This is a genomic window from Enterococcus sp. SMC-9 (genome assembly GCF_021011285.1).
Classification (GTDB): Bacteria; Bacillota; Bacilli; order Lactobacillales; family Enterococcaceae; genus Enterococcus_C; species Enterococcus_C montenegrensis.
This window is the reverse complement of the sequence record NZ_JAILYE010000003.1, coordinates 95,184-114,682: the sequence shown is the minus strand read 5'-3', so window position 1 is coordinate 114,682 and position 19,499 is coordinate 95,184. Positions and strand designations below refer to the sequence as shown.

The 19,499-nt window shown below is 38.1% G+C and carries 16 protein-coding genes; 11 read left to right on the top strand and 5 right to left on the bottom strand.

All coding sequences use genetic code 11. The features are described 5' to 3' along the window. Nucleotides 1-123: 123 nt before the first annotated feature. Nucleotides 124-2,694: a bifunctional lysylphosphatidylglycerol flippase/synthetase MprF gene (gene mprF / locus K4422_RS05335; RefSeq protein WP_230709610.1), complete on the top strand. Its 2,571-nt coding sequence runs from the start codon at nt 124-126 to the stop codon at nt 2,692-2,694. Nucleotides 2,695-2,780: 86 nt separating this feature from the next. Here mprF and treR read toward each other — a convergent pair whose 3' ends face one another. The 3 genes from treR to K4422_RS05320 form a co-directional block, all read right to left on the bottom strand. Further along, nucleotides 2,781-3,497 (bottom strand): trehalose operon repressor, encoded by a 717-nt coding sequence (gene treR, locus K4422_RS05330; protein ID WP_206902632.1) that lies wholly within the window; start codon nt 3,495-3,497, stop codon nt 2,781-2,783. Nucleotides 3,498-3,623: 126 nt separating this feature from the next. Next, nucleotides 3,624-4,274 (bottom strand): beta-phosphoglucomutase, encoded by a 651-nt coding sequence (pgmB, locus tag K4422_RS05325; protein ID WP_230709608.1) that lies wholly within the window; start codon nt 4,272-4,274, stop codon nt 3,624-3,626. Between the two features lie 87 nt (nt 4,275-4,361). After that, the gene (locus K4422_RS05320) at nt 4,362-6,989 is read right to left on the bottom strand and encodes a glycoside hydrolase family 65 protein (RefSeq protein WP_230709606.1); all 2,628 of its coding nucleotides are present in this window, start codon (nt 6,987-6,989) and stop codon (nt 4,362-4,364) included. Between the two features lie 305 nt (nt 6,990-7,294). On the opposite strand from K4422_RS05320, the gene treP reads away from it, so the two are divergent. The 9 genes from treP to K4422_RS05275 all read left to right on the top strand — a co-directional run bounded on the left by treP (nt 7,295) and on the right by K4422_RS05275 (nt 16,761). Further along, nucleotides 7,295-9,298 (top strand): PTS system trehalose-specific EIIBC component, encoded by a 2,004-nt coding sequence (gene treP, locus K4422_RS05315; protein ID WP_206902628.1) that lies wholly within the window; start codon nt 7,295-7,297, stop codon nt 9,296-9,298. Nucleotides 9,299-9,548: 250 nt separating this feature from the next. Further along, complete coding sequence (locus K4422_RS05310) at nt 9,549-11,588, top strand: BglG family transcription antiterminator (RefSeq protein WP_230709604.1); 2,040 nt, start codon at nt 9,549-9,551, stop codon at nt 11,586-11,588. Between the two features lie 23 nt (nt 11,589-11,611). Further along, nucleotides 11,612-12,232 carry a bifunctional 4-hydroxy-2-oxoglutarate aldolase/2-dehydro-3-deoxy-phosphogluconate aldolase gene (locus K4422_RS05305; protein ID WP_206902626.1) on the top strand — a complete coding sequence of 207 codons (621 nt, stop codon included), beginning with the start codon at nt 11,612-11,614 and terminating at the stop codon, nt 12,230-12,232. A 34-nt stretch (nt 12,233-12,266) separates the two neighbouring features. Beyond that, nucleotides 12,267-12,725: a PTS sugar transporter subunit IIA gene (locus K4422_RS05300; protein WP_230709602.1), complete on the top strand. Its 459-nt coding sequence runs from the start codon at nt 12,267-12,269 to the stop codon at nt 12,723-12,725. A gap of 24 nt (nt 12,726-12,749) precedes the next feature. Beyond that, the gene (locus K4422_RS05295) at nt 12,750-13,031 is read left to right on the top strand and encodes a PTS sugar transporter subunit IIB (protein WP_206902624.1); all 282 of its coding nucleotides are present in this window, start codon (nt 12,750-12,752) and stop codon (nt 13,029-13,031) included. A gap of 27 nt (nt 13,032-13,058) precedes the next feature. Next, on the top strand, nt 13,059-14,423 hold the full coding sequence (locus K4422_RS05290) for a PTS galactitol transporter subunit IIC (protein WP_206902623.1): 1,365 nt from the start codon (nt 13,059-13,061) through the stop codon (nt 14,421-14,423). 78 nt (nt 14,424-14,501) lie between these two features. After that, nucleotides 14,502-15,647, top strand: coding sequence for a galactonate dehydratase (gene dgoD, locus K4422_RS05285; RefSeq protein WP_230709600.1), 1,146 nt, complete (start codon nt 14,502-14,504; stop codon nt 15,645-15,647). A 56-nt stretch (nt 15,648-15,703) separates the two neighbouring features. Next, entirely contained in the window at nt 15,704-16,234 is a 531-nt protein-coding gene (locus K4422_RS05280; protein ID WP_230709598.1) for a hypothetical protein, read from the top strand. Further along, nucleotides 16,231-16,761, top strand: a complete 531-nt coding sequence (locus K4422_RS05275) for a histidine phosphatase family protein (protein WP_206902620.1) — start codon at nt 16,231-16,233, stop codon at nt 16,759-16,761. Before K4422_RS05280 ends, K4422_RS05275 begins: the two co-directional genes overlap by 4 nt. Nucleotides 16,762-16,874: 113 nt before the next feature. Here the strand turns inward: K4422_RS05275 and K4422_RS05270 are convergent, their stop codons facing one another. Further along, nucleotides 16,875-17,282 (bottom strand): Hsp20/alpha crystallin family protein, encoded by a 408-nt coding sequence (locus K4422_RS05270; protein WP_206902619.1) that lies wholly within the window; start codon nt 17,280-17,282, stop codon nt 16,875-16,877. 228 nt (nt 17,283-17,510) lie between these two features. On the opposite strand from K4422_RS05270, the gene ispE reads away from it, so the two are divergent. Beyond that, a complete protein-coding gene (gene ispE, locus K4422_RS05265; RefSeq protein WP_230709596.1) occupies nt 17,511-18,362 on the top strand; it encodes a 4-(cytidine 5'-diphospho)-2-C-methyl-D-erythritol kinase in 852 nt (283 codons plus the stop codon). 184 nt (nt 18,363-18,546) lie between these two features. Here ispE and K4422_RS05260 read toward each other — a convergent pair whose 3' ends face one another. Then, the gene (locus K4422_RS05260) at nt 18,547-19,458 is read right to left on the bottom strand and encodes a LysR family transcriptional regulator (protein ID WP_230709595.1); all 912 of its coding nucleotides are present in this window, start codon (nt 19,456-19,458) and stop codon (nt 18,547-18,549) included. Between the last annotated feature and the right edge of the window lie 41 nt (nt 19,459-19,499).

Sequence of the window (19,499 nt, the reverse complement as noted above, 5' to 3'; positions counted from 1 at the left end):
CTAACTACATAAGTTAAAATCAGAAGTTGAAAACATTGGGAATAAAACAGCGTTCATTTTAGTGACAACAAGCAAATGATAGCAATAAAAGTGTGTTTAGCACTTGAGATAGGAGAAAACTTCATGAAAGAGAAACTAAAGGGATTCGTGGGTGTAATAAAAAACCACAGTCTCTTGTTACGCCTGATTTTCTTTGGCTCGATTTTAATTTTCGTTGCCAATCAAGTGGCCAATATTGCCCACGGCATGAGTTGGGCACAAGTGGCCCAAACAATGGGCAAGCAAGATACTAGTACACTGATTTTAATGGCATTGATGGGCTTTATCGGCGTTTTGCCGATGCTTGGTTATGACTGGGTAACAATTTCTGTATTAGAAAAATCAGGCAGAGAGAAGATGCCTCGCGGCAGTTGGTTTATTGCAGCGTGGACCACCAATACTATCAATAATTTAGCAGGTTTTGGGGGGATTGTTGGGGCCAGTCTGCGGAGTAATTTTTACGGGAAAGGTTTTGATCGTAAAAAAGTTTTAGCAACTGTTTCAAAAGTCGCCTTCTTTATGTTTAGCGGTTTATCCCTTTGGGCGTTGTGGTTATTAATCGACATTTTCCTCCTCCACAATGCCAGTCACTTCCGTCATTATTGGATTTGGCTGGTAGGCGGCAGTTTATATGCACCGGCACTATTCACATTAACGTATTTGCGACGTAAAAAACTGTTTGCAGATCTTTTTCCTAATCGGGTGATTCAACTGGCAATCACTTCTTTTTGTCAGTGGGGAGGAGCTTTGGCGGTCTTTTTAGGAATAGGTTATCTTATGCAGTTACAGGTTTCCTTTGAACAAGTTTATCCGATGTTTTTAATTGCTACATTAATCGGGATGCTGACGATGGTTCCAGGGGGCATGGGAACCTTTGATGTCTTGATGATTCTAGGAATGGGGCAAGTGGGCTTATCTCAAAATCAAACGGTAGTCTGGTTATTGTATTACCGTCTTTTTTATTATTTGATTCCCTTTTTAAGTGGTCTGATTTTATTTATTTCCCAAACAGGGGTGAAATTCAATCGCTTTTTTGATAACTTACCACGCCTTATTTTACAGCGAATTGCTCATTTAATTGTCGTAGTGGCAGTATATTTTGCCGGTATTATGATGGTACTGCTTTCGACGGTGACCAATTTATCAAATCTTAGCCAAATTTTTGAGTTTTTATTGCCATTTTCATTTAACTTTTTAGACCAAACCTTGAATTTACTAATTGGTTTTGTCTTATTAGGGCTCGCTCGTGGTCTATACGGCAAAGTGAAAAAAGCCTATGTTCCAACTTTATTTGTCTTAGTTTTTGGGATTGTAAATACGATTTCTCGGACCCAGTCACTACGCCTAATCATTGTTTATTGTTTGATTTTACTGGCAGTATGGTTATCTCGTAAAGAATTTTACCGGGAAAAATTTGTCTATTCTTGGGGTGCGATTATTTTTGATGTCGCTTTATTTGGAACGTTATTAATTGCTTACGCAATTGCCGGGTTCCACAGCGGCCAGTGGTGGAATACCAACTTAATGGGTGGACAGTTTGTTTTATTTCCTTCTGACGATGTATGGATCTCTGGCATGGTCGGCTTAGCGGTTGGCGCTTTGACGTTGTTGTCTTTGCAACAGTATTTAAGTCGTGGTCCTGCGCATTTGGGTGAGAATTTTGACCGGAGGCGTTTTGAAAAACTACTGACCCGCTACGGTGGAACCAAATCTAGTCACCGCCTAGAATTAGCAGGTTATCGTTATTATTACTATCAAGTCAATGGTCAAGATCGCGTTGTTTTTGGCTATCAGATAAAAAGCAATCGCTGCTTTGTTTTAGGAAATCCAATAGGAGATGAAACACTCTGGCAGACAGCAACGCTTTCTTTTATGAAAGCAGCCGATAAACTGGGCTATCAACTGGCGTTTTACAAAATCAGTGAAAAATATGTCGTCCAGTTACACGATTTGGGTTTCCAATTTGCCAAAATTGGTGAGACCGGTACCGCCTATCTAGACCACCAAGAAGACTATTTGCAACAAGAAGTTTATCGCAAATTAAGTGTGCAAGGTTATACGTTTAAAAAATATGAAACACTGCCGGCTGAGCTTTTGCCACAATTAGCTGCTGTTTCGCAAGACTGGTTAGATGGTAAAGGAGAAAAATATTTTGGCAATGGTCGTTTTGATGAAAGCTACATTCTAAACAGTCCCGTTGCAGTTGTGCGCAACAATGAAAATCAACTGGTGGGCTTTATCACAGAGCAGGCTATTTCGACTGAGTGGGTTTCTTATGACTTATTACGGATTAAATCAGATGCTCCCAAAGAATTAGCTAATTTTTTAGTCTTAGGGATGTTAGATAGTTGGAAAAAAGCAGGCTTTAAAAAAGTCGATTTGGGCATGGCGCCACTGGCTAAGGTGGGAGAAGGTCCGTTTGCTTTTTTTGAAGAACGGATTATGAACATCATTTACAATTATGGCAATGCAATTTATAACTTCCAAGATAATTTCAGTGGCAAACAAAAATACGTGACCCGCTGGGAAGGCTGTTATTTTGCTTATCTGAAAGGGAGCAGTTTTTATTTGGCTTCAGCCCAACTCCTGCGGCTAATTGGCCGCGGTAAAAACAAAGGGCCAACACTGGTAGAAGAAGTAATTTTGGAAGAGTAGGAAAAACGTAAAAAATAGGCTGCTATAAAAGTCATTCTAACTTTTATAGCAGCCTATTTTTAAACTGCAAGGAATAAAATTTTTCACTAAGCTTTTCGGCGCCGGGCGAATTCCAAGAAGCGAAATTTATCTAGTTTGTGGATGGATTCAGTGTACTCAAAGCAACGGGTATCTTCCAAAAATACTAAGCTGCGAACAAAGACCGCATGCTGTTCTTCCATGGATAATTCCATCAGTTCGCGGATTTCTTTGTCGACAGGTTCTACGGTAATCTCCTTTTGTGCATAGGCGATTACAAGCCCCAAGTCATTTTCTAAATAACCATAAAGCGAGTCTTCGGCTTTTTTAACTGGTAGTTCTGGAATAATAGTCATGGCTAAATAGTCTCGGTCCAAAATCGCAACTTCACCGTCGATTTTTCTTTGTCGCACGAGCTTCCAAGCTTCGCTTGCGACTGGCCAGTCAGTTTTTTGACTAAGGCTAGGAGAGACGGCAACTTTTTTTAGTTCCACAACTTTGGTTTCATTTGGAATGTGTTGCGCTTCTTGTAGCTCTTTAAAACTGGTTAGACCAGAAATAGGAAAGTCAAAGCGGTTAATGTCTAAGACGATTGAACCTTTCCCTTGTTTTTTTTGAATATAACCAGCATCTTTTAATAAATTTAATGCTTTGCGGACAGTTTCCCGTGAGACATTGTATACCTTAATCAGTTGATTTTCACTTGGTAACAATGATTGTGGGGGATATTCACCATTTAGAATCTTTTGTTCCAAGTCTAAAAAAATCTCCCGAAATTTATTCATTACGTCCCCTCCCAGTCCTCATTGTAAAAAGCATTTGTGTAAAAAGCAACTTACTTTCGCAAAATCTATCTGATTTGGCGTATATTTTCATGAAGTGCTAAAATTATCAGCGCTGGTAGGCACCCATTATTTTTGTAAGAGCTCATCGATGTTAAGTTCGGTTAATTCATGGCAAGTCAAGTCAGCACCGTGTAAAGGTTCACCGGATAAAACACCCACGGCGTACATACCACAAGCTTTAATTCCGTCAATACCAGCTTGAGCATCTTCAAAGCCGACTGCTTCTTCTGGTTTAATGTTTAAAAGTTCAGCTGCTTTAATGAAAATTTCTGGATCAGGTTTACCTTTGTGTAAAGTTGCTGGATCAACGATACCGGCAAATTGATCTTTCACTCCTAATTTTTCTAAAATAAAAGGTGCGTTCTTGGAAGCAGAAGCAATAGCACAGGGAATTTGTTTGGCATTGGCAGCGTCTAAAAATTCTTTGACACCTGGTAATAGGTCTTGTGGCGTTAAAGATTGCAATAGTTCAACATAATGAGTATTTTTCTTAGCGGCTAATGCTTCTTTTTGATCCATTGTAAAGTCGTTTTCTTTGCCACCGTGGGCCAAAATGCGGTCCAAAGAGTCCATCCGGCTGATTCCTTTTAACTGTTCATTGAATTTTAAATCAACGCCCACTCCAATTTCAGCACCTAAATCGCGCCAAGCAATAAAGTGATATTTTGCTGTGTCTGTAATAACGCCATCCAAATCAAAGATAAAACCTTTTTTCATAAAAACTTTCCTCATTTCCTTTTTTTGTTTGTAAAAAGCTGCAGGCTAAATCCCGTTTTTAGTTTTATGACCTACAGCTACGATTATTTAATATGAAACCGCTGTTTTCACGCCTGCCTCTAGTGTAACAGGTTTGCCGCAAACTTTAATTGTAATTGTCTCGTCAGCTGTAATAATAATTTTTCTGTGGGTTAAGGCAATAGCAAAGTGGACACCGCGAATTTTTAATTTATAGGAAAGGGATTCCCAAGCTTTTGGCAAGTTTGGTGTTAAGTTCAAGACTTCTTGACGAATATCCAAACCAGCAAAAGTAGTTAATGGAATATAAAGTGTGGCCGCCATCACGCCTGCGTGAATTCCTTCGGCAGTTGTACCACCTTGAATATCGCGATAATCAGAATAAAGTGCCTCTTTATACAGTTGCCAAGCTAAATCTTGGTCATCAACCATTGCCGCAAGCTGTGCGTGCACGACACGAGATAAAGTGGAACCATGGGAAGTTCGTGCTAAATAATAAGCCAGATTCTTCGTTACGTAATCAGCTGGCAAGTCATAGTTTAAGTCTTGTAAAATTTCATCCACTTTTTGTTGCGGAAAGTTATAGAAAATCATCAAACTGTCAGCTTGCTTAGCCACTTTGTATTCGTCAGCAGAATGGCCTTCTGCGTTTAAAATGCGATCCATGCGGTAAACATTGCCATATTTTTCTTGGTAATAATCCCAATCTAAATCCTTTAAATTAAAGTAGCCTTCAAATTGGGCAATAATCCCGTCTTCGTTAATTTCCAAGGCCAATTTATTTTTAATATCTTTCATTCGGTGCAATGTTTCAGCCGAGATGCCGGATTTTTCGACAGTTGCCGCAAAGTCGGTTGGCAAAACTTCTTGTAGTCGTGCAATTTCTTCAAACAGCCAAACGACCATCATATTCGTATAGGCGTTGTTTTTTAGACCGCCTTTTTCAGAATTGGGATAGCTTTCGTGAAACTCGTCAGGTCCCATGACATGATCAATGGAGTAGCGTTCTAATTTTTCATCCCAAATTGCAGCACTTTCCCAGAAGTGAGCAATTTCTAGCATCAATTCTAAACCGTATTGCTTCATAAAATCTTCGTCTTGGGCGTTATTAAAGTACTGCCAAATATTATAAGCAATAGCTAAAGAAACGTGGCGTTGCAAGCGACTGTGGTCTTCTTTCCATTTGCCGCTGATCGGATTTAAGTGTAGTTCTTGTGATTGTTCAGTGCCCTCTAAACCAGACTGCCATGGGAACATGGCCCCTTTATAGCCCGCTTTTTTGGCATCGATTTTAGCTGCTTTTAACCGACGGTAACGGTATAACAGAATTTCTCGCGCTGTTTTTGGAAAATGAATAATATAAAACGGTAAAATAAATAATTCATCCCAAAAAATATGACCGCGATAAGCTTCTCCGTGTAATCCCCGTGCGGTAATTGAAGCATCTAAGCCTTTATTTCCATTAGGTGACGCGGAACAGAGCAGGTGATACGTGTGGAGATTTAATAATTTTTGGCTCATTAAATCCCCGCTGACTGTAATGGCTGCTTTGTCCCACAAAATTTGCCAAGCGATAGCTGATTGCGCTGCACTGGTTTTAAAATCAGGTAGCGTAATTGTATTCAGATCAATTTCAAGAGGGGACTCTTCTTTACGGCGTTGGGCCACACTTACGGTTTTGTCCAAGCTGTACCAAGTATTTTTGGCAGCAGAAAAGGTAATTTTTTGACGGATCACTTTATCTGTCTGCGTATTTTCCAATTGCGTTAAATCAAGGGTATCACTGAAAAGTTCAGAATACTGAGTGACTGTAATCTCAGAAGCTTTTGTTTTAGCCACTAAGAGGGCTTTTTTGCCTGTTGCGTGAAGTCCCGTAATATCCAAATGGTCTTTGGTTAAACTGCGGTAACGGGCGACATTGTAGTTATAGACGTCGCCATCTGCTTCTGTTACGACCGTGACAGTACCAGAAAAGTTTAGCGGCATAAAAGCATAATGGATGCTGTATTGCGCTGTATGTTCCATGTTGGCGATTTTTTTGACTTTGATGGCAATATCTTTACCAGACTTTGTGGTCACGATGGCATTAGCGGTAAATAGACCGGTTTTCATATGCAATGTTCGCGTTAATTTTTTGATTTGATCTTTTTCAAAAGCAATTTTTTCATCGTCAACAATCAAGTAAATTTTCTGCAAGTTGGGCGCATTTACAAAATCTTCGTTATAAATTGTCTGATCTGCCACGATCGAAGCTGCAGTGTTATATAGGCTGGCTAAATAAGTAGCAGGGTAGTGGTCATCGCTAATTTCCATTTCCGGCATGGTTCCCCGCAATCCCATAAATCCATTGCCGACCGTTAAAAGTGATTCAACTGAATATTCGTCTTTTCCTGGACGATAGCCGTGATAAGTCACTTGCCATTTTAAGTCTTCGGCAGCTTTAGTAAAATTATCTGTTGCTAAAACAAAAGGTAAATTTAGTTTTTCTGTTAACCACTGACTTAGTTCGAAAATGCCATCAGGTTGATCTAGTATGACCTCATCTCCTGTGATCATTCCACCATTTATTGCTGTGTCAGTCAGGATAGCGACTAATTGCTGCGCTTTTTCGTTGACAGTTCCTGTTACAGTCAGTGTTTCTGTTGGTAAAGTCACTTGCCAATTTTTTTTGTGTGTATTTATTTCTGCCAGCTTCATAAAATGCTCCTCTCTGATACTTGTCTATACATGTATCTTGATTATAAGACAAGTTGATAACGATTTCAACTGTTAAAAGTAAATTTAAAATATAATGATAATAACAGTGGAATTTGAAATTGAAAAAAATTGCTATTTTTAAGTGTGATAATTTCACGCTTTATATAAGGTAAGTAATTTTTTTAAAATGAGAAAATTACGTTTTTTGTTAATAAAACGCTTGCAAAAAAATGGTATGCAAGGTATGATTGCTTTAGTTGATGAACTTATATATACAAGTTTTAAAAATGAAAGGGGTTTTAACAATGGGAAAATTCCAACAAGATGCTGAGCAATTGTTGAAAGAATTAGGCGGTAAAGAAAATATCGCTGCAGTTACCCACTGTGTTACACGGATGCGCTTTGTTTTAAATGATGATAGTAAAGCAAATGTACCGGCCATTGAAGATTTGTCGAGCGTCAAAGGCACATTTACAAACGCTGGACAATTTCAAGTTATCATCGGTAATGAAGTGCCAGATTTTTACAATGATTTTTCAGCAGTATCAGGAATTGAAGGCGTTTCAAAAGAGGCTAGTAAAGCTGCGGCTAAACAAAATCAAAACATTGCACAACGTTTAATTGGCGTTTTGGCAGAAATATTTACGCCATTATTACCGGCCATTATCGTTGGTGGTTTGATGCTAGGTTTCCGTAACTTTTTAGAAGGTGTGCCCCTAGAGATGCTGGGTGGTCAAACGATTACACAATCATCTGTTTTTTGGAATGGTGTTAATGGTTTCTTGTGGCTGCCTTGTGAAGCAATTTTCCACTTCTTACCTGTGGGTATCACATGGTCAATTACGCGTAAAATGGGAACAACACAAATTTTAGGGATTGTTTTAGGGATTACATTAGTTTCTCCGCAATTATTAAATGCTTATGCTGTAAATGGTACGAGTGCTGCTGATATCGCGAAAAATTGGACGTGGGATTTTGGTTTTTTCACCATTGAAAAAATCGGGTATCAAGCGCAAGTGATTCCAGCAATGTTGGCTGGTTTCATGTTGGTTTACTTGGAACGCTTCTTTAGAAAACACATTCCAGAAGCAGTTTCGATGATTTTTGTACCGCTGTTTTCATTATTACCAACAATTTTGGCTGCACATATGATTTTAGGTCCAATTGGCTGGCAGATTGGTTCAGGAATCTCTTACGTTGTAAACGCTGGTCTATCTTCATCTTTCAGCTGGTTGTTCAGTTTAGTCTTTGGTGGTTTGTATGCGCCGTTGGTTATTACCGGGCTGCACCACACCACATTAGCCATCGATTCACAATTAGTAGCTGATTTTGGATCAACAAACTTATGGCCAATGATTATGTTATCAAATATTGCGCAAGGTACAGCAGTATTAGCTGTTTACTTCCAACATCGCGGCAACAAAAAAGAAGAACAAATTTCTGTGCCGGCAACTATTTCTGCTTACCTTGGGGTAACAGAACCGGCAATGTTTGGGATTAACTTGAAGTATGTCTATCCATTTGTAGCTGCCATGGTGGGTTCTGCAATTGGAGGCATGTTGATTACCATTACCAATACTCGTGCTTTGGGAATTGGGGTCGGCGGTCTACCAGGCTTCTTGTCCTTTAAGATTGAAAATTATCCAATGGTATTTATTTCCATGCTGGTTACAATGGTAATTACTTTTGTAATGACCTTTGTCTTCCGTAAGGTTAAAGTTTTGAATAAATTGGAACCACAATTAGACGAAAGCGGCTTTGCTATGGCAACTGCTGGCGGACCAGCTGTTAGCGTGACTCATCCAGCTGAAGGAGCCAGTGTTTCAGATAACGCTCCGGGGGTTGTGACAAAAGAAGATATTTTTGCTCCGGTAGAAGGGGAAGTTATCGCTATCGGTCAGGTATCAGATCCAGTCTTTTCGCAAAAAATGATGGGTGACGGTTTTGCCGTTAAACCTAAGGCACAAGAAATTTATGCACCAGTGCATGGTAAAGTCATGAGTATTTTTGAAACAAAACACGCAATTGGCATTAAAACGCCAGGAGGTGCTGAAGTTTTAGTTCACATGGGCTTAGACACTGTGGAATTGAAAGGCGCACCATTTGAGGTGTTAGTTAAAGTTGGCGATACTGTTACGCCGGATACATTATTATCACTTATGAATTTAGAGGAAGTATTAGCTGCAGGTAAAAAAACAGACGTCGTCGTTGCCTTTACCAACACTGAAAAAATCGCCGGCTTCACCTTAAATAAAACCGGTGAGATTGCCCAACAAACTAAAATTGGTGAAGTTGAGGTAATGGAGTAGGATATTTAGTAAATAATATAAGCCCGCACTGTTATGGTGTTGGGCTTATTTTTTTAATTAAAAATTATCTAATCATAAAATCTGGTAAGGTAGAAGAATAATTCTTCTACCTTACTTTTTCGTCCGATGGTTAAAGTTATTATTAAGGCGTGACAAGAGATAATTTAATGTGTGACAAATTCTGATATGAAAGCGTGAACAAAGTGACTTGAAAAGATTTTATAATGAAAAGTGCCAGGAGGTAATACAAATGAATGAACGTATCCGGAAAATTCTTTCTTTATTGATTCGCAATCCTGAGTTAAAAATGAATGATTTAACAACAAAGTTAAGTTTAACTAAGCGTCAAATTAACTATGCTATCAATACTTTTAATAGTGAATTGGAATTGAAAAAAATTCCAAAGATTAAACGAAACCATAGTGGAGATTTTGAAATTCCATTAGAAGTTATTCAAATGCTGACAGTTGAAGAAAATAAGCAGAATTTTTATAGCATCGCTGATGGTTTATCTGAAAGTGATCGGGCCGCTTTGATCTTAATGCTTTTAGTAACAGATACTGGCTATGTTGGATTGGATCATTTTATAGATTTGTTAGATGTTAGTAAAAGTACAATTATTGAAGATTTAAAGAAGTCAGAATGGTTGGCATCCAAATATGAGTTGGAGTTAGTTTACGATCGAATAAATGGATACAGTTTAAAGGGGTCAGAACACCGCCTTTTGCAACTAATGTCTGATATGGTTCACCAGCATCCTATTTTTCAAGAGGACAAGGTGCGTGATTTTTTAGCAACAAATGTTAGCGAAGAAGAAATTATCCATCTTATTCATGGTATGGAACAAATGCTGCACTTGAGTTACTCAGACGAATCGGTAGACTACTTGCAATCGGCAGCGCGCTTTTTAATTAGTCGTGGTTTACGAGAAAAAAGTAATTCAGACTTTTTACAAGAACGCGTCAGCCAAACCCCTGAATTCAAGTTGCTACAAATATTAGTGAGTGAAACAAGTTGGCAGTTAAATCAAAAATACTTGGAGTGGCTAACATTATTATTTTTAACTTCCAATATTTTTGAGAAAAAAACAACGCAAGATTTTGATTCCGACTTACAACTACGACGTCTTATTCACCAAATGGTAGAAATATTTCAAAATCAGACATTAATTGTGATAGAAGACAGAGAAAGTTTTGAACGGAGAATTTTGAATCATTTACGACCTGCCTGTTTCAGGATTCGATATAACTTGAGTCTAGGTGTATATTCGTTAGAAAATTTAATCCAAGATAGTAATCATGGGATTTTAGTGGAATTGATGAAAGAACTGATTACACCGATTGAAAAATGGTTGGGCAAAGCCTTTCCTGAGGATGAACTAAACTTATTGTCTTACTATTTTGGCTTCCAGTTAACAAGTCATAGCAAACATCAAAAGCAAAAACCCAGAGCTGTTGTTGTTTGTACGAATGGTGTAATGGTTTCAAAGTTGATGCGAGAAAGTTTAAAACAGTTGTTTCCAGAGATCCATTTTCTAGCTTCATTTTCTGTTAGAGATTTTTATCATTTTGAAGAAGATTATGATTTGGTTTTTACCACGACACCGTTAAAAACTAATTTAGTCCAATTCATTATTGATCCGATTATGTCGTATAAAGAGCAGATTAGTTTACGTTATCGTGTACTAAGCGATTTGGGAATTGATCAGATGGATCAGGCAGTGGATGAGCTAATTGGAATTATTCAAAAACATGCCAAAATTAGCAGTCTACGTAATCTAAAAGAAGAATTGCAATATTTTCTATTGCAAGCGAATAACAATACGTCTTTAGAAAACCATAAAGTGTTACCAGCTTTAACACATTATTTGAAGCCTAATTTTATCACCGTTATAAATCAGCCAGTTATATGGCAAGATGCAGTGAAAATCGCGTGTCAGCCTTTACTGGAAAGTCGCATTATTGATGAGCGATTTTATGAGGATTGTATCCGTCAAATTAAGGATGTAAATTACTCTGGTTATCTTGGAAGTCAAACCTGTATTCCTCACACAACCACAGATCATGGTGTTTTAAGAGATGGTGTAAGTTTGTTGATTAGTCCAGAACCAATAGAATTTCCTGGCGGGCATCAAGTGTCTTTGGTTATGCCACTTGCTTTTTATGATTTAACAAGACATCTGCGTGCAATTAATCAAATTGCGGCCATTAGTGAAAATGATGAATTGATTCAAAATTTGAAACAATCCGACGAAGTCACGAGTTATCAATTAATCCGACAACATACGTAACGAAGTAATTGAAAGGAGAAAAAATGAAATTAGAAGAGTATCCCAAATTGACTATTATTATGCGAGGTTATTCTTTTGAACAAGCCGAGGCGATTTTAAAAGCAATGAACGGTTTTGAAAAAGATTATGCCGTAGAGATGACCTTGAATACAGAAAATGCATTGGAAAATATTAAACGGTTAAACGCCCAATTTGGTGACAAAATAAAGATTGGTGCTGGAACTGTTCGAACAATTGAAGATGCTAAAGCAGCCTATGCAGCAGGTGCAAAATTCCTTTTGGGACCACATGTGTTTACAAAAGAAATGTTAGCGTTTGCTAATGAAAAAAATATCTTGGCAGTTCCAGCGGCAATGACGCCTTCTGAAATTGATGAGATGTTTAAGAATGGTGCTGACATTGTTAAAGTTTTTCCGGCAGCGGTTGTGACTCCGCGTTTCTTTAAAGATGTTCAAGCACCTTTGGGAAAATTACCATTGATGGGTGTCGGCGGAGTGAGTACAGATAATGCAAGAGCATTTTTTGAAAATCAGGCCAGTTATTTAGGACTTGGTTCGGGCATGTTTAACAAAGAAGATTTAAAAGAGTTAAATATCCCCAATTTAGCAAAATCGCTGCAATTATTATTGGAAAGGATAAAATAATAAATTTTCAGGTGAGCTTTGAGGAGGAAAACAGATGGAAGTATATCTTCATGAAGAATTAGTCTTTCGTGATCTTGACGTAAAGGATGCAGATGATGCTTTGGGTTATTTAGCAGAGCAATTATTTGAAAAAGGTTATGTAAAAGAAAAATATATTGTAGCAATTAAGGAAAGAGAAAAGGAATATCCAACTGGATTGCCTTCAACCCAACCAGCTGTGGCAATTCCACATGCGAATTATGAGTTGGTAGAAAAAACAACCTTAGCTATTGCAACATTAAAAGAACCAATTGAATTTCACAATATGGAAGAAAATGCAGCGACACTACCTGTTCAAATTATTATCATGATGGCGATTGGCGAGCCCCATGGTCAAGTAGAGATGTTACAAAAAATTGTGGGTTTAATTCAAGATGAACCATTAAGACAAGAAATGGTCAATGCTCGTAATGATCAAGAGTTATTAAAACTAGTAGAAACAGCAATTAATTAAAAAAATAAATTGGAGGAATTTATTATGAAAAGAATTTTAGTAGCTTGTGGAAATGGAATTGCAACATCAACAGTAGTCGCTTCAAAGGTCAAAGATTATTTAACGGAACATGGTGTACAGGTTGAAACGACACAGACAAAATTAATGGAAGTGCCTGGAAAAGTTCAAGGCTACGATTTGTTAGTAACGACAGGTCAATTTGATGGGCAAACAGGAGATGTTCCTGTGGTTAAAGGCATGCCAATCTTAACGGGAATTGGCGCAGATAAAACGATGGAAGAAATCTTAGCAAAACTACAAGACTAATCAATAAATCGGAGGTAGAAGACTAACATGAATATTATTATGAGTGTATTTAATTTCTTCATTGACGCTGGTCCAACCGTAATGTTGCCGGTAATTATTACAATTATTGGATTGATTTTTGGATTGAAAATTACCCGAGCATTCAAGTCAGGGTTGACGCTAGCAATTGGTTTTGCAGGTATCAAATTGATTTTAGACTTTATGACCACCAATGTTGGACCAGCTGCAAAAGCGATGGTAGAACGAACAGGTGTAAAACTAGATGCTTTAGATGTCGGGTGGGGATCAATTGCCGCGGTAACGTGGGCATCTCCTATTATTGCCGTTTTAATTTTTGCAATTTTAATCGTTAATATTGTGTTATTGATCTTGAAAAAGACTCAAACATTAGATGTCGATATTTGGAATTATCATCACATGGCAATTGTTGGGGTTATGGTGTACTTCGTAACAAAAAATGTATTTCTTGGCGTGGGCGCATCTGTTGTAATGGCAGTTATTACCTTTAAAATGTCTGACTGGTCACAGCCGTTAGTAGAAGATTTCTTTGGGATACCAGGAGTATCTTTACCAACCGTGTCGGCATTGTCTTCACTTGTAATTGCATGGCCACTAAATTGGCTGTTGGATAAAATTCCTTTTTTCCGCAAATCAAAATTCACTATTAAAGACGCACAAAAATACTTGGGATTTTTTGGTGATTCAATGATTATGGGCTTGGTTATCGGCTTAGTGATTGGTTTTCTAGCTGGATATGACATTAAAGCTGTATTGCAATTAGGTGTTAGTATGTCGGCAGTTTTGGTTTTAATTCCAAAAATGACAGCGCTATTTATGGAAGGCTTAATGCCAATTTCTGATGCAGCACAAAAATGGTCACAAGAAAAATTCAAAGGTCGTCGCTTATTTATTGGTTTGGATGCTGCAGTAGTTGTCGGCAATCCCGACGTTATTACGACGGCATTGATCATTATTCCATTAACAATTGCAATGGCTTTAGTGTTACCTGGAAATCGCGTATTGCCGTTTGCTGATTTAGCAGTAGTGCCTTTTCGCGTAGCGATGGTTGTTGCTTTAACACGAGGCAACTTATTGAAAAATATCGTGATTGGGCTAGTTGTAACAGCGTCATTGCTGTGGTGCGGCACTGCAACTTCTCCAATTTTAACGGCGATTGCAAAACAAGTAGGCATTGATCTAGGTTCAAGTTCGATGCTGATTTCATCATTTGCTGCAACCTCAATGATTCAAAGCTATTTAGTATTCTTAGCATTTTCTTACCAACCACTTATTGGTATTCCGATTTTACTTATCGTATTTGCCGCAGCTTGGTATTACTTTGATAAAGTAAAACACATCAATAAAGAAACAGAAGAGCCTGTTACAGAATAAGATGAGTAAAATTTCAAAAAATTTCATGCTATTCAGACTGTTAGAAATTAACAGTCTGAATAAAGGAGCGAAGATACTGTGAAAATATCAAATATTACCGTATACAAAGTGAAACCACGTTGGATTTTTGTAAAAGTTTCGACAGATGAGGGAATTGATGGTTGGGGGGAAATGATTTCTGGTACCAAAACAGAAACTGTCGTAGCAGGTGCTTACGAAATTGGAAATCGCTTGATTGGCCGTAATCCTTTTGAAATTGAACGATTATTTCAAGAAATGCACCGTTCCTTTTTCCGTGGTGGCCCAATTAATGGCACGATTGTTTCTGGATTAGAAATGGCATTATGGGATATTAAAGGGAAAGCTTTCAATGTTCCTGTCTATGAATTGTTAGGCGGCGCTGCCAGAGATAAAATAAAAGTCTATTCATGGATTGGCGGCGATCGCCCTAGCGAGGTTGTGGAACAGGCGCAAGATCGGTTTGATCGCGGCTTTACTGCGGTAAAAATGAACGCAACAGAAGAGTTACACTACATTGATTCTTATGAAAAAGTTGATGAGGTCGTTGAACGCGTGGCATCTATTCGTGAAAGATTTGGGGATAAGATGGCGATTGGTGTTGATTTCCACGGTCGGGTTCACAAACCGATGGCTAAGGTGTTGGCAAGAGCTTTAGAACCTTATCATCCAATGTTCCTAGAAGAAGTTGTGTTACCAGAAAATGAAGAACATTTCAAAGAAGTCGCTAATTCAGTTGCCGTACCATTAGCAACGGGCGAACGATTGTATACGCGTTGGCAATTTAAGAATATTTTCAAGCAAGGTGCTATTGATATTATCCAGCCAGACGTTGCTTTGTGTGGCGGGATTTTAGAAACACGGAAAATTGCTGCTATGGCGGAAGCTTATGACATGGCCGTTGCACCTCATGCACCATATGGACCGGTAGCATTAGCGGCAACATTGCAAGTAGATGCCTGCACACCGAATGTTTTCATTCAAGAACAAAGTCTGGGTATTCACTACAATAAAGGGTTTGACTTATTAGATTTTGTCAAAAATAAAGAGGTTTTCCAATATAAGGATGGTTTCGTTGATTTGCCGGATAAACCTGGCTTGGGTTTAATTATGGATGAAGATAAAATCAAAGAAATTGCACAAGAAGGTTTAGTTTGGACGAACCCACAATGGAAAAACTATGATGGTACCATAGCGGAATGGTAGTCATGAGTAGCAAAATAGTTTTATCTTAGGTTTAATAGGAAAGGTAGTTGATTGAAATGGCTGAAGCCATTGTTATCGGAGCTTTTTTGGTGATACTTCTTTTCATTCAAATTAGAGATCAAAAAGAAGTAGTCATTTTAGCAAAACGTAATTTTATCAAAGTCGGCTTAATGTTAACCTTGGCAGTCAGTGTTTTAATTATCTTTTGGCCACAACAATTAGCTGATCAAATCAAACTGGGCATTTTTGCTATTATGATTGCTTCAATCGGTTTATTAAGAGAAGGATTGACACAAAAGCGCTTAATCAAATTTGGTATTCTCACAGGTGATTATCAACAATTTGAAGCAATTCAGTTAGAAGATAGCCGTTTAGGTGAAACTTTTGTCACGTTTTACAAAGGAAAGAATTCCCACTTTTCTACCTTGTTTAGTCAAGATTTAAAGTCAATTGAAAAATTTTTAAGTCAAAATGGCTTGGAAAATAAATTAGTGATTGGTGAAATGCCGGAGGAAAAAGTAACATCTGATCCAAAGAAGAAACAGTCGAAATCTCCAGCAAAAAGACTAAGGAGTACTAAATTATGATTTATCTTGCACGTCATGGTCAAACACAATGGAATGTAGAAAAGAGAATTTGCGGTCGTGCAGATGTTCCATTGACGCCAGTAGGGTACCAACAGGCAGAAAATTTAGCACAAAAAATAGTGGATGAAAAAATTAATCTTAATAAGATTATTGTCTCGCCCTTAAGCCGAGCCCAAGATACGGCAAAAGTTGTAAATGAAAAGTTAAAGCTGCCTATAATAACAGATAAAAGGTTGACTGAAATGGATTTTGGTATTTATGATGGTCAGGCTATTGCAAATGTAGAATTTCAAAAAGTTAGAGTAGAATTGTCACTGCCATTTCCTAATGGTGAATCTGTTTTAGATGTTGCGGGTAGGATTTATCCACTTTTAATTGAATTAGAAGCAGCTAAAGAAGATGTTCTTCTCATCTGTCATAATGCAGTTAGTCGCGTGGTGGACAATTATTTTTACGGAAAAAGCATGAAGGATTTTTTAGATTTCAATTTGGTTAACACAGAAATTAAACAATACAGTGTAGGCTAATTTCAATCTAGGGAGGATGAGCAGATTTTTTCTGCTCATTTTTTTTATCAAAAAGCCCCGCAACGAAATTCCAAATTTGCGGGGCTAAAAATTTTTAAATGTAGTGAACTGACTTACTGGATTGGAATATCTTTACCGTGAATTTCTTTGACGACTTTTTTTGGTAATTCCAAGGTTAATACACCATTTTCAAAGGAAGCTTTGATGTTTTCTTCATCGATATCTTTCATCGCAAAGCTACGTTCATAAGTGCTGCTGGTACGTTCGCGACGTAAATAATGACCGTCATCATCTTTTTCTTCACTATTAGCGGTGTGTTTGGCACGAATTGTCAACGTATCGTTTGCGTAAGTAACTTTGATGTCCTCTTTTTTTATGCCAGGAAGATCTGCTTTCACTTCATAATAACTGTCAAATTCTTTAATATCAGTAGCCAAGGAACGATCTTGCCAGAAATTATTCATTAAGCGGCCAATCATTTCTTCACCATCCGAAAAGCTACGGGGAAATAAGTCTGCCATTTTTTATCACACCTTTCTTTTGCTACTTACATTGTAGGTCCAACTTCATTTTTCTTCAAATATTTTGAATAGTATTATCAATTTATCGTAAAAAGGAAAAATATCATTAAAATAGTGTTTTCAAAGGTTTTTTCTTAAACTATACAATTATCTTCTGCTATGATAGAATACACAACGATTGTGGCAGTTTTTGCGTAAATTGCCAAAAAGAGAAAGGTAGGTGGAAAGATGGAGATCATTGAAAAAGCACCTGCAAAAATCAATTTAGGCTTGGACGTTTTGTACAAACGAGAAGATGGCTATCATGAATTGGAGATGGTCATGGCGAGTGTTGATTTAGCAGATCGGCTGACAATAGAAGAATTGCCAGAAGATCAGATCATCATTGAAACCAATAAAGCCTTTTTACCAGTTGATAAACGGAATAATGTTTATCAAGCCGCACAATTATTAAAAGAACGCTACGGTGTAGAAAAGGGCGTTAAAATTGCGATTCAAAAACAAATTCCGGTAGCAGCGGGACTAGGTGGTGGGAGTAGTGACACTGCGGCTGCGCTTAGAGGGATGAATCGACTTTGGAACTTGGGCCTTTCAACTGACGAGCTGATTGAAATTGGCGTTAAAATTGGGACGGATGTTCCCTATTGCCTGTATGGTACAACTTCTTTTGTCGGCGGAAAAGGTGAAATTGTTGCACCGATTAAACCGATGCCTCCTTGTTGGGTAGTCTTAGTCAAACCACGCATCAGTGTTTCTACGCGGACGGTTTTTCCTAAAGTAGATGTAGATAAAATTCATCATCCGAATATTGCAGCTTTGAAGGCGGCGATTGCAGAAAATGATTATGAACAGATGATTGCCAACATGGGGAATAGTTTGGAAGATATTACGATTGAACGTCATCCTGTTATTCAACAAATCAAAGATCGAATGGTAAAATACGGAGCGGACGTGGCCTTAATGAGCGGTAGTGGCCCGACTTGCTTTGCCCTGTGTCAAAAACATTCCCGTGCGCAGCGAGTTTATAATGCACTAAAGGGTTTTTGTGACGAGGTCTATTTAGTTCGGACATTAAGTTAATAAAGCTTCACCACTTTTTAAACGAGCATTCCTGAAATTGTCGCAAATATACACCCTCAGCGTTGCAGTATACAACGGGAATTTTGTAGAAAAAAGAGCACCGCTTCATTTTCTTCACAATCAAAAAGGCACTTTCTCATTACGAGAAGGTGTCTTTTTTTGTTGTCAGGCTACATACCTTACCTTATGCCAAAATTTCAGGCAACTTTCGTATCAAAAATTGCTCAGCTTCGGTTAAATAAGCATTTTTTCGGTGGCAACAGTACAGTTCGCGCTTTAGTGGATAGTCGGTGATTTGAACATAAAAGTTGTTGTCTTTATTGGGAAAACTATCGCGTAAAAAAATGGCTGGAACAAAGGTGAACCCTTTGCCTAAACTGACCAGATTACTTGCGAGGTGAATATTTTCAGTCTCTAAGATTTTGTTTGGTACAAGCTGGAAGGTTTCAAAAAAGCGATCGGCGATTTCACGCAGTTCGCGTCCTTTTTTCAGTAAGATCATCGGCTGGTTGGCCAAAGAAGCTGCTGAAATTAAGGCGAAAGTTTCAATTGTATTTCTCATTTCATTTTTTGTTGCAAAGGTAGGGGGAACTTGGATATAGATTGGGTTTTCGTAAATAAAATGATAGTTTAAGGCGGAATCATAGTTTTGATAAACCAGTGCCATATCTACGTCTCCTTTTTTTACTAAGTCATACAAAACGCTCATTCGTTCTTCTTTCAAGGTTAATTCAACATGGGGGAATGCTTGTTCAAATGCGTCTAAAATGGCGGGAAAAACGAATTCGCCGGTCAAGGATGTAACCCCAAGTGTGATTTTGCCAGTGTGACTATGGGTTAATTCCGCGATTTCTTTTGTAACAGATTGAAAAATCTGCTGTACATCTTGACAGCCCCTTAAGTAAATCTCGCCAGCTTTACTGAGATGGAGATTGCCGCGATTGCGGATGAAAAGAGAGGTGCCAAGGGTGCGTTCTATATCTAGGATAAAGCGGCTAAGAGCAGGCTGTGAAATAAAGAGTTTTTTGGCGGCGGCTGTGATACTGTGTTCTTCTGCCACCGTCATTAAATAGTGAATTTGCTTTTCGTTAATCATAATATTTCTCCTATCTGAAAGCAGTAAGGAAGTTGCAAGCA

Excerpts from the sequence above, each read along its gene's own strand:
- mprF (WP_230709610.1), top strand. The coding sequence starts at position 124 with ATGAAAGAGAAACTAAAGGGATTCGTGGGTGTAATAAAAAACCACAGT.
- treR (WP_206902632.1), bottom strand. The coding sequence starts at position 3,497 with ATGAATAAATTTCGGGAGATTTTTTTAGACTTGGAACAAAAGATTCTA.
- pgmB (WP_230709608.1), bottom strand. The coding sequence starts at position 4,274 with ATGAAAAAAGGTTTTATCTTTGATTTGGATGGCGTTATTACAGACACA.
- K4422_RS05320 (WP_230709606.1), bottom strand. The coding sequence starts at position 6,989 with ATGAAGCTGGCAGAAATAAATACACACAAAAAAAATTGGCAAGTGACT.
- treP (WP_206902628.1), top strand. The coding sequence starts at position 7,295 with ATGGGAAAATTCCAACAAGATGCTGAGCAATTGTTGAAAGAATTAGGC.
- K4422_RS05310 (WP_230709604.1), top strand. The coding sequence starts at position 9,549 with ATGAATGAACGTATCCGGAAAATTCTTTCTTTATTGATTCGCAATCCT.
- K4422_RS05305 (WP_206902626.1), top strand. The coding sequence starts at position 11,612 with ATGAAATTAGAAGAGTATCCCAAATTGACTATTATTATGCGAGGTTAT.
- K4422_RS05300 (WP_230709602.1), top strand. The coding sequence starts at position 12,267 with ATGGAAGTATATCTTCATGAAGAATTAGTCTTTCGTGATCTTGACGTA.
- K4422_RS05295 (WP_206902624.1), top strand. The coding sequence starts at position 12,750 with ATGAAAAGAATTTTAGTAGCTTGTGGAAATGGAATTGCAACATCAACA.
- K4422_RS05290 (WP_206902623.1), top strand. The coding sequence starts at position 13,059 with ATGAATATTATTATGAGTGTATTTAATTTCTTCATTGACGCTGGTCCA.
- K4422_RS05280 (WP_230709598.1), top strand. The coding sequence starts at position 15,704 with ATGGCTGAAGCCATTGTTATCGGAGCTTTTTTGGTGATACTTCTTTTC.
- K4422_RS05275 (WP_206902620.1), top strand. The coding sequence starts at position 16,231 with ATGATTTATCTTGCACGTCATGGTCAAACACAATGGAATGTAGAAAAG.
- K4422_RS05270 (WP_206902619.1), bottom strand. The coding sequence starts at position 17,282 with ATGGCAGACTTATTTCCCCGTAGCTTTTCGGATGGTGAAGAAATGATT.
- ispE (WP_230709596.1), top strand. The coding sequence starts at position 17,511 with ATGGAGATCATTGAAAAAGCACCTGCAAAAATCAATTTAGGCTTGGAC.
- K4422_RS05260 (WP_230709595.1), bottom strand. The coding sequence starts at position 19,458 with ATGATTAACGAAAAGCAAATTCACTATTTAATGACGGTGGCAGAAGAA.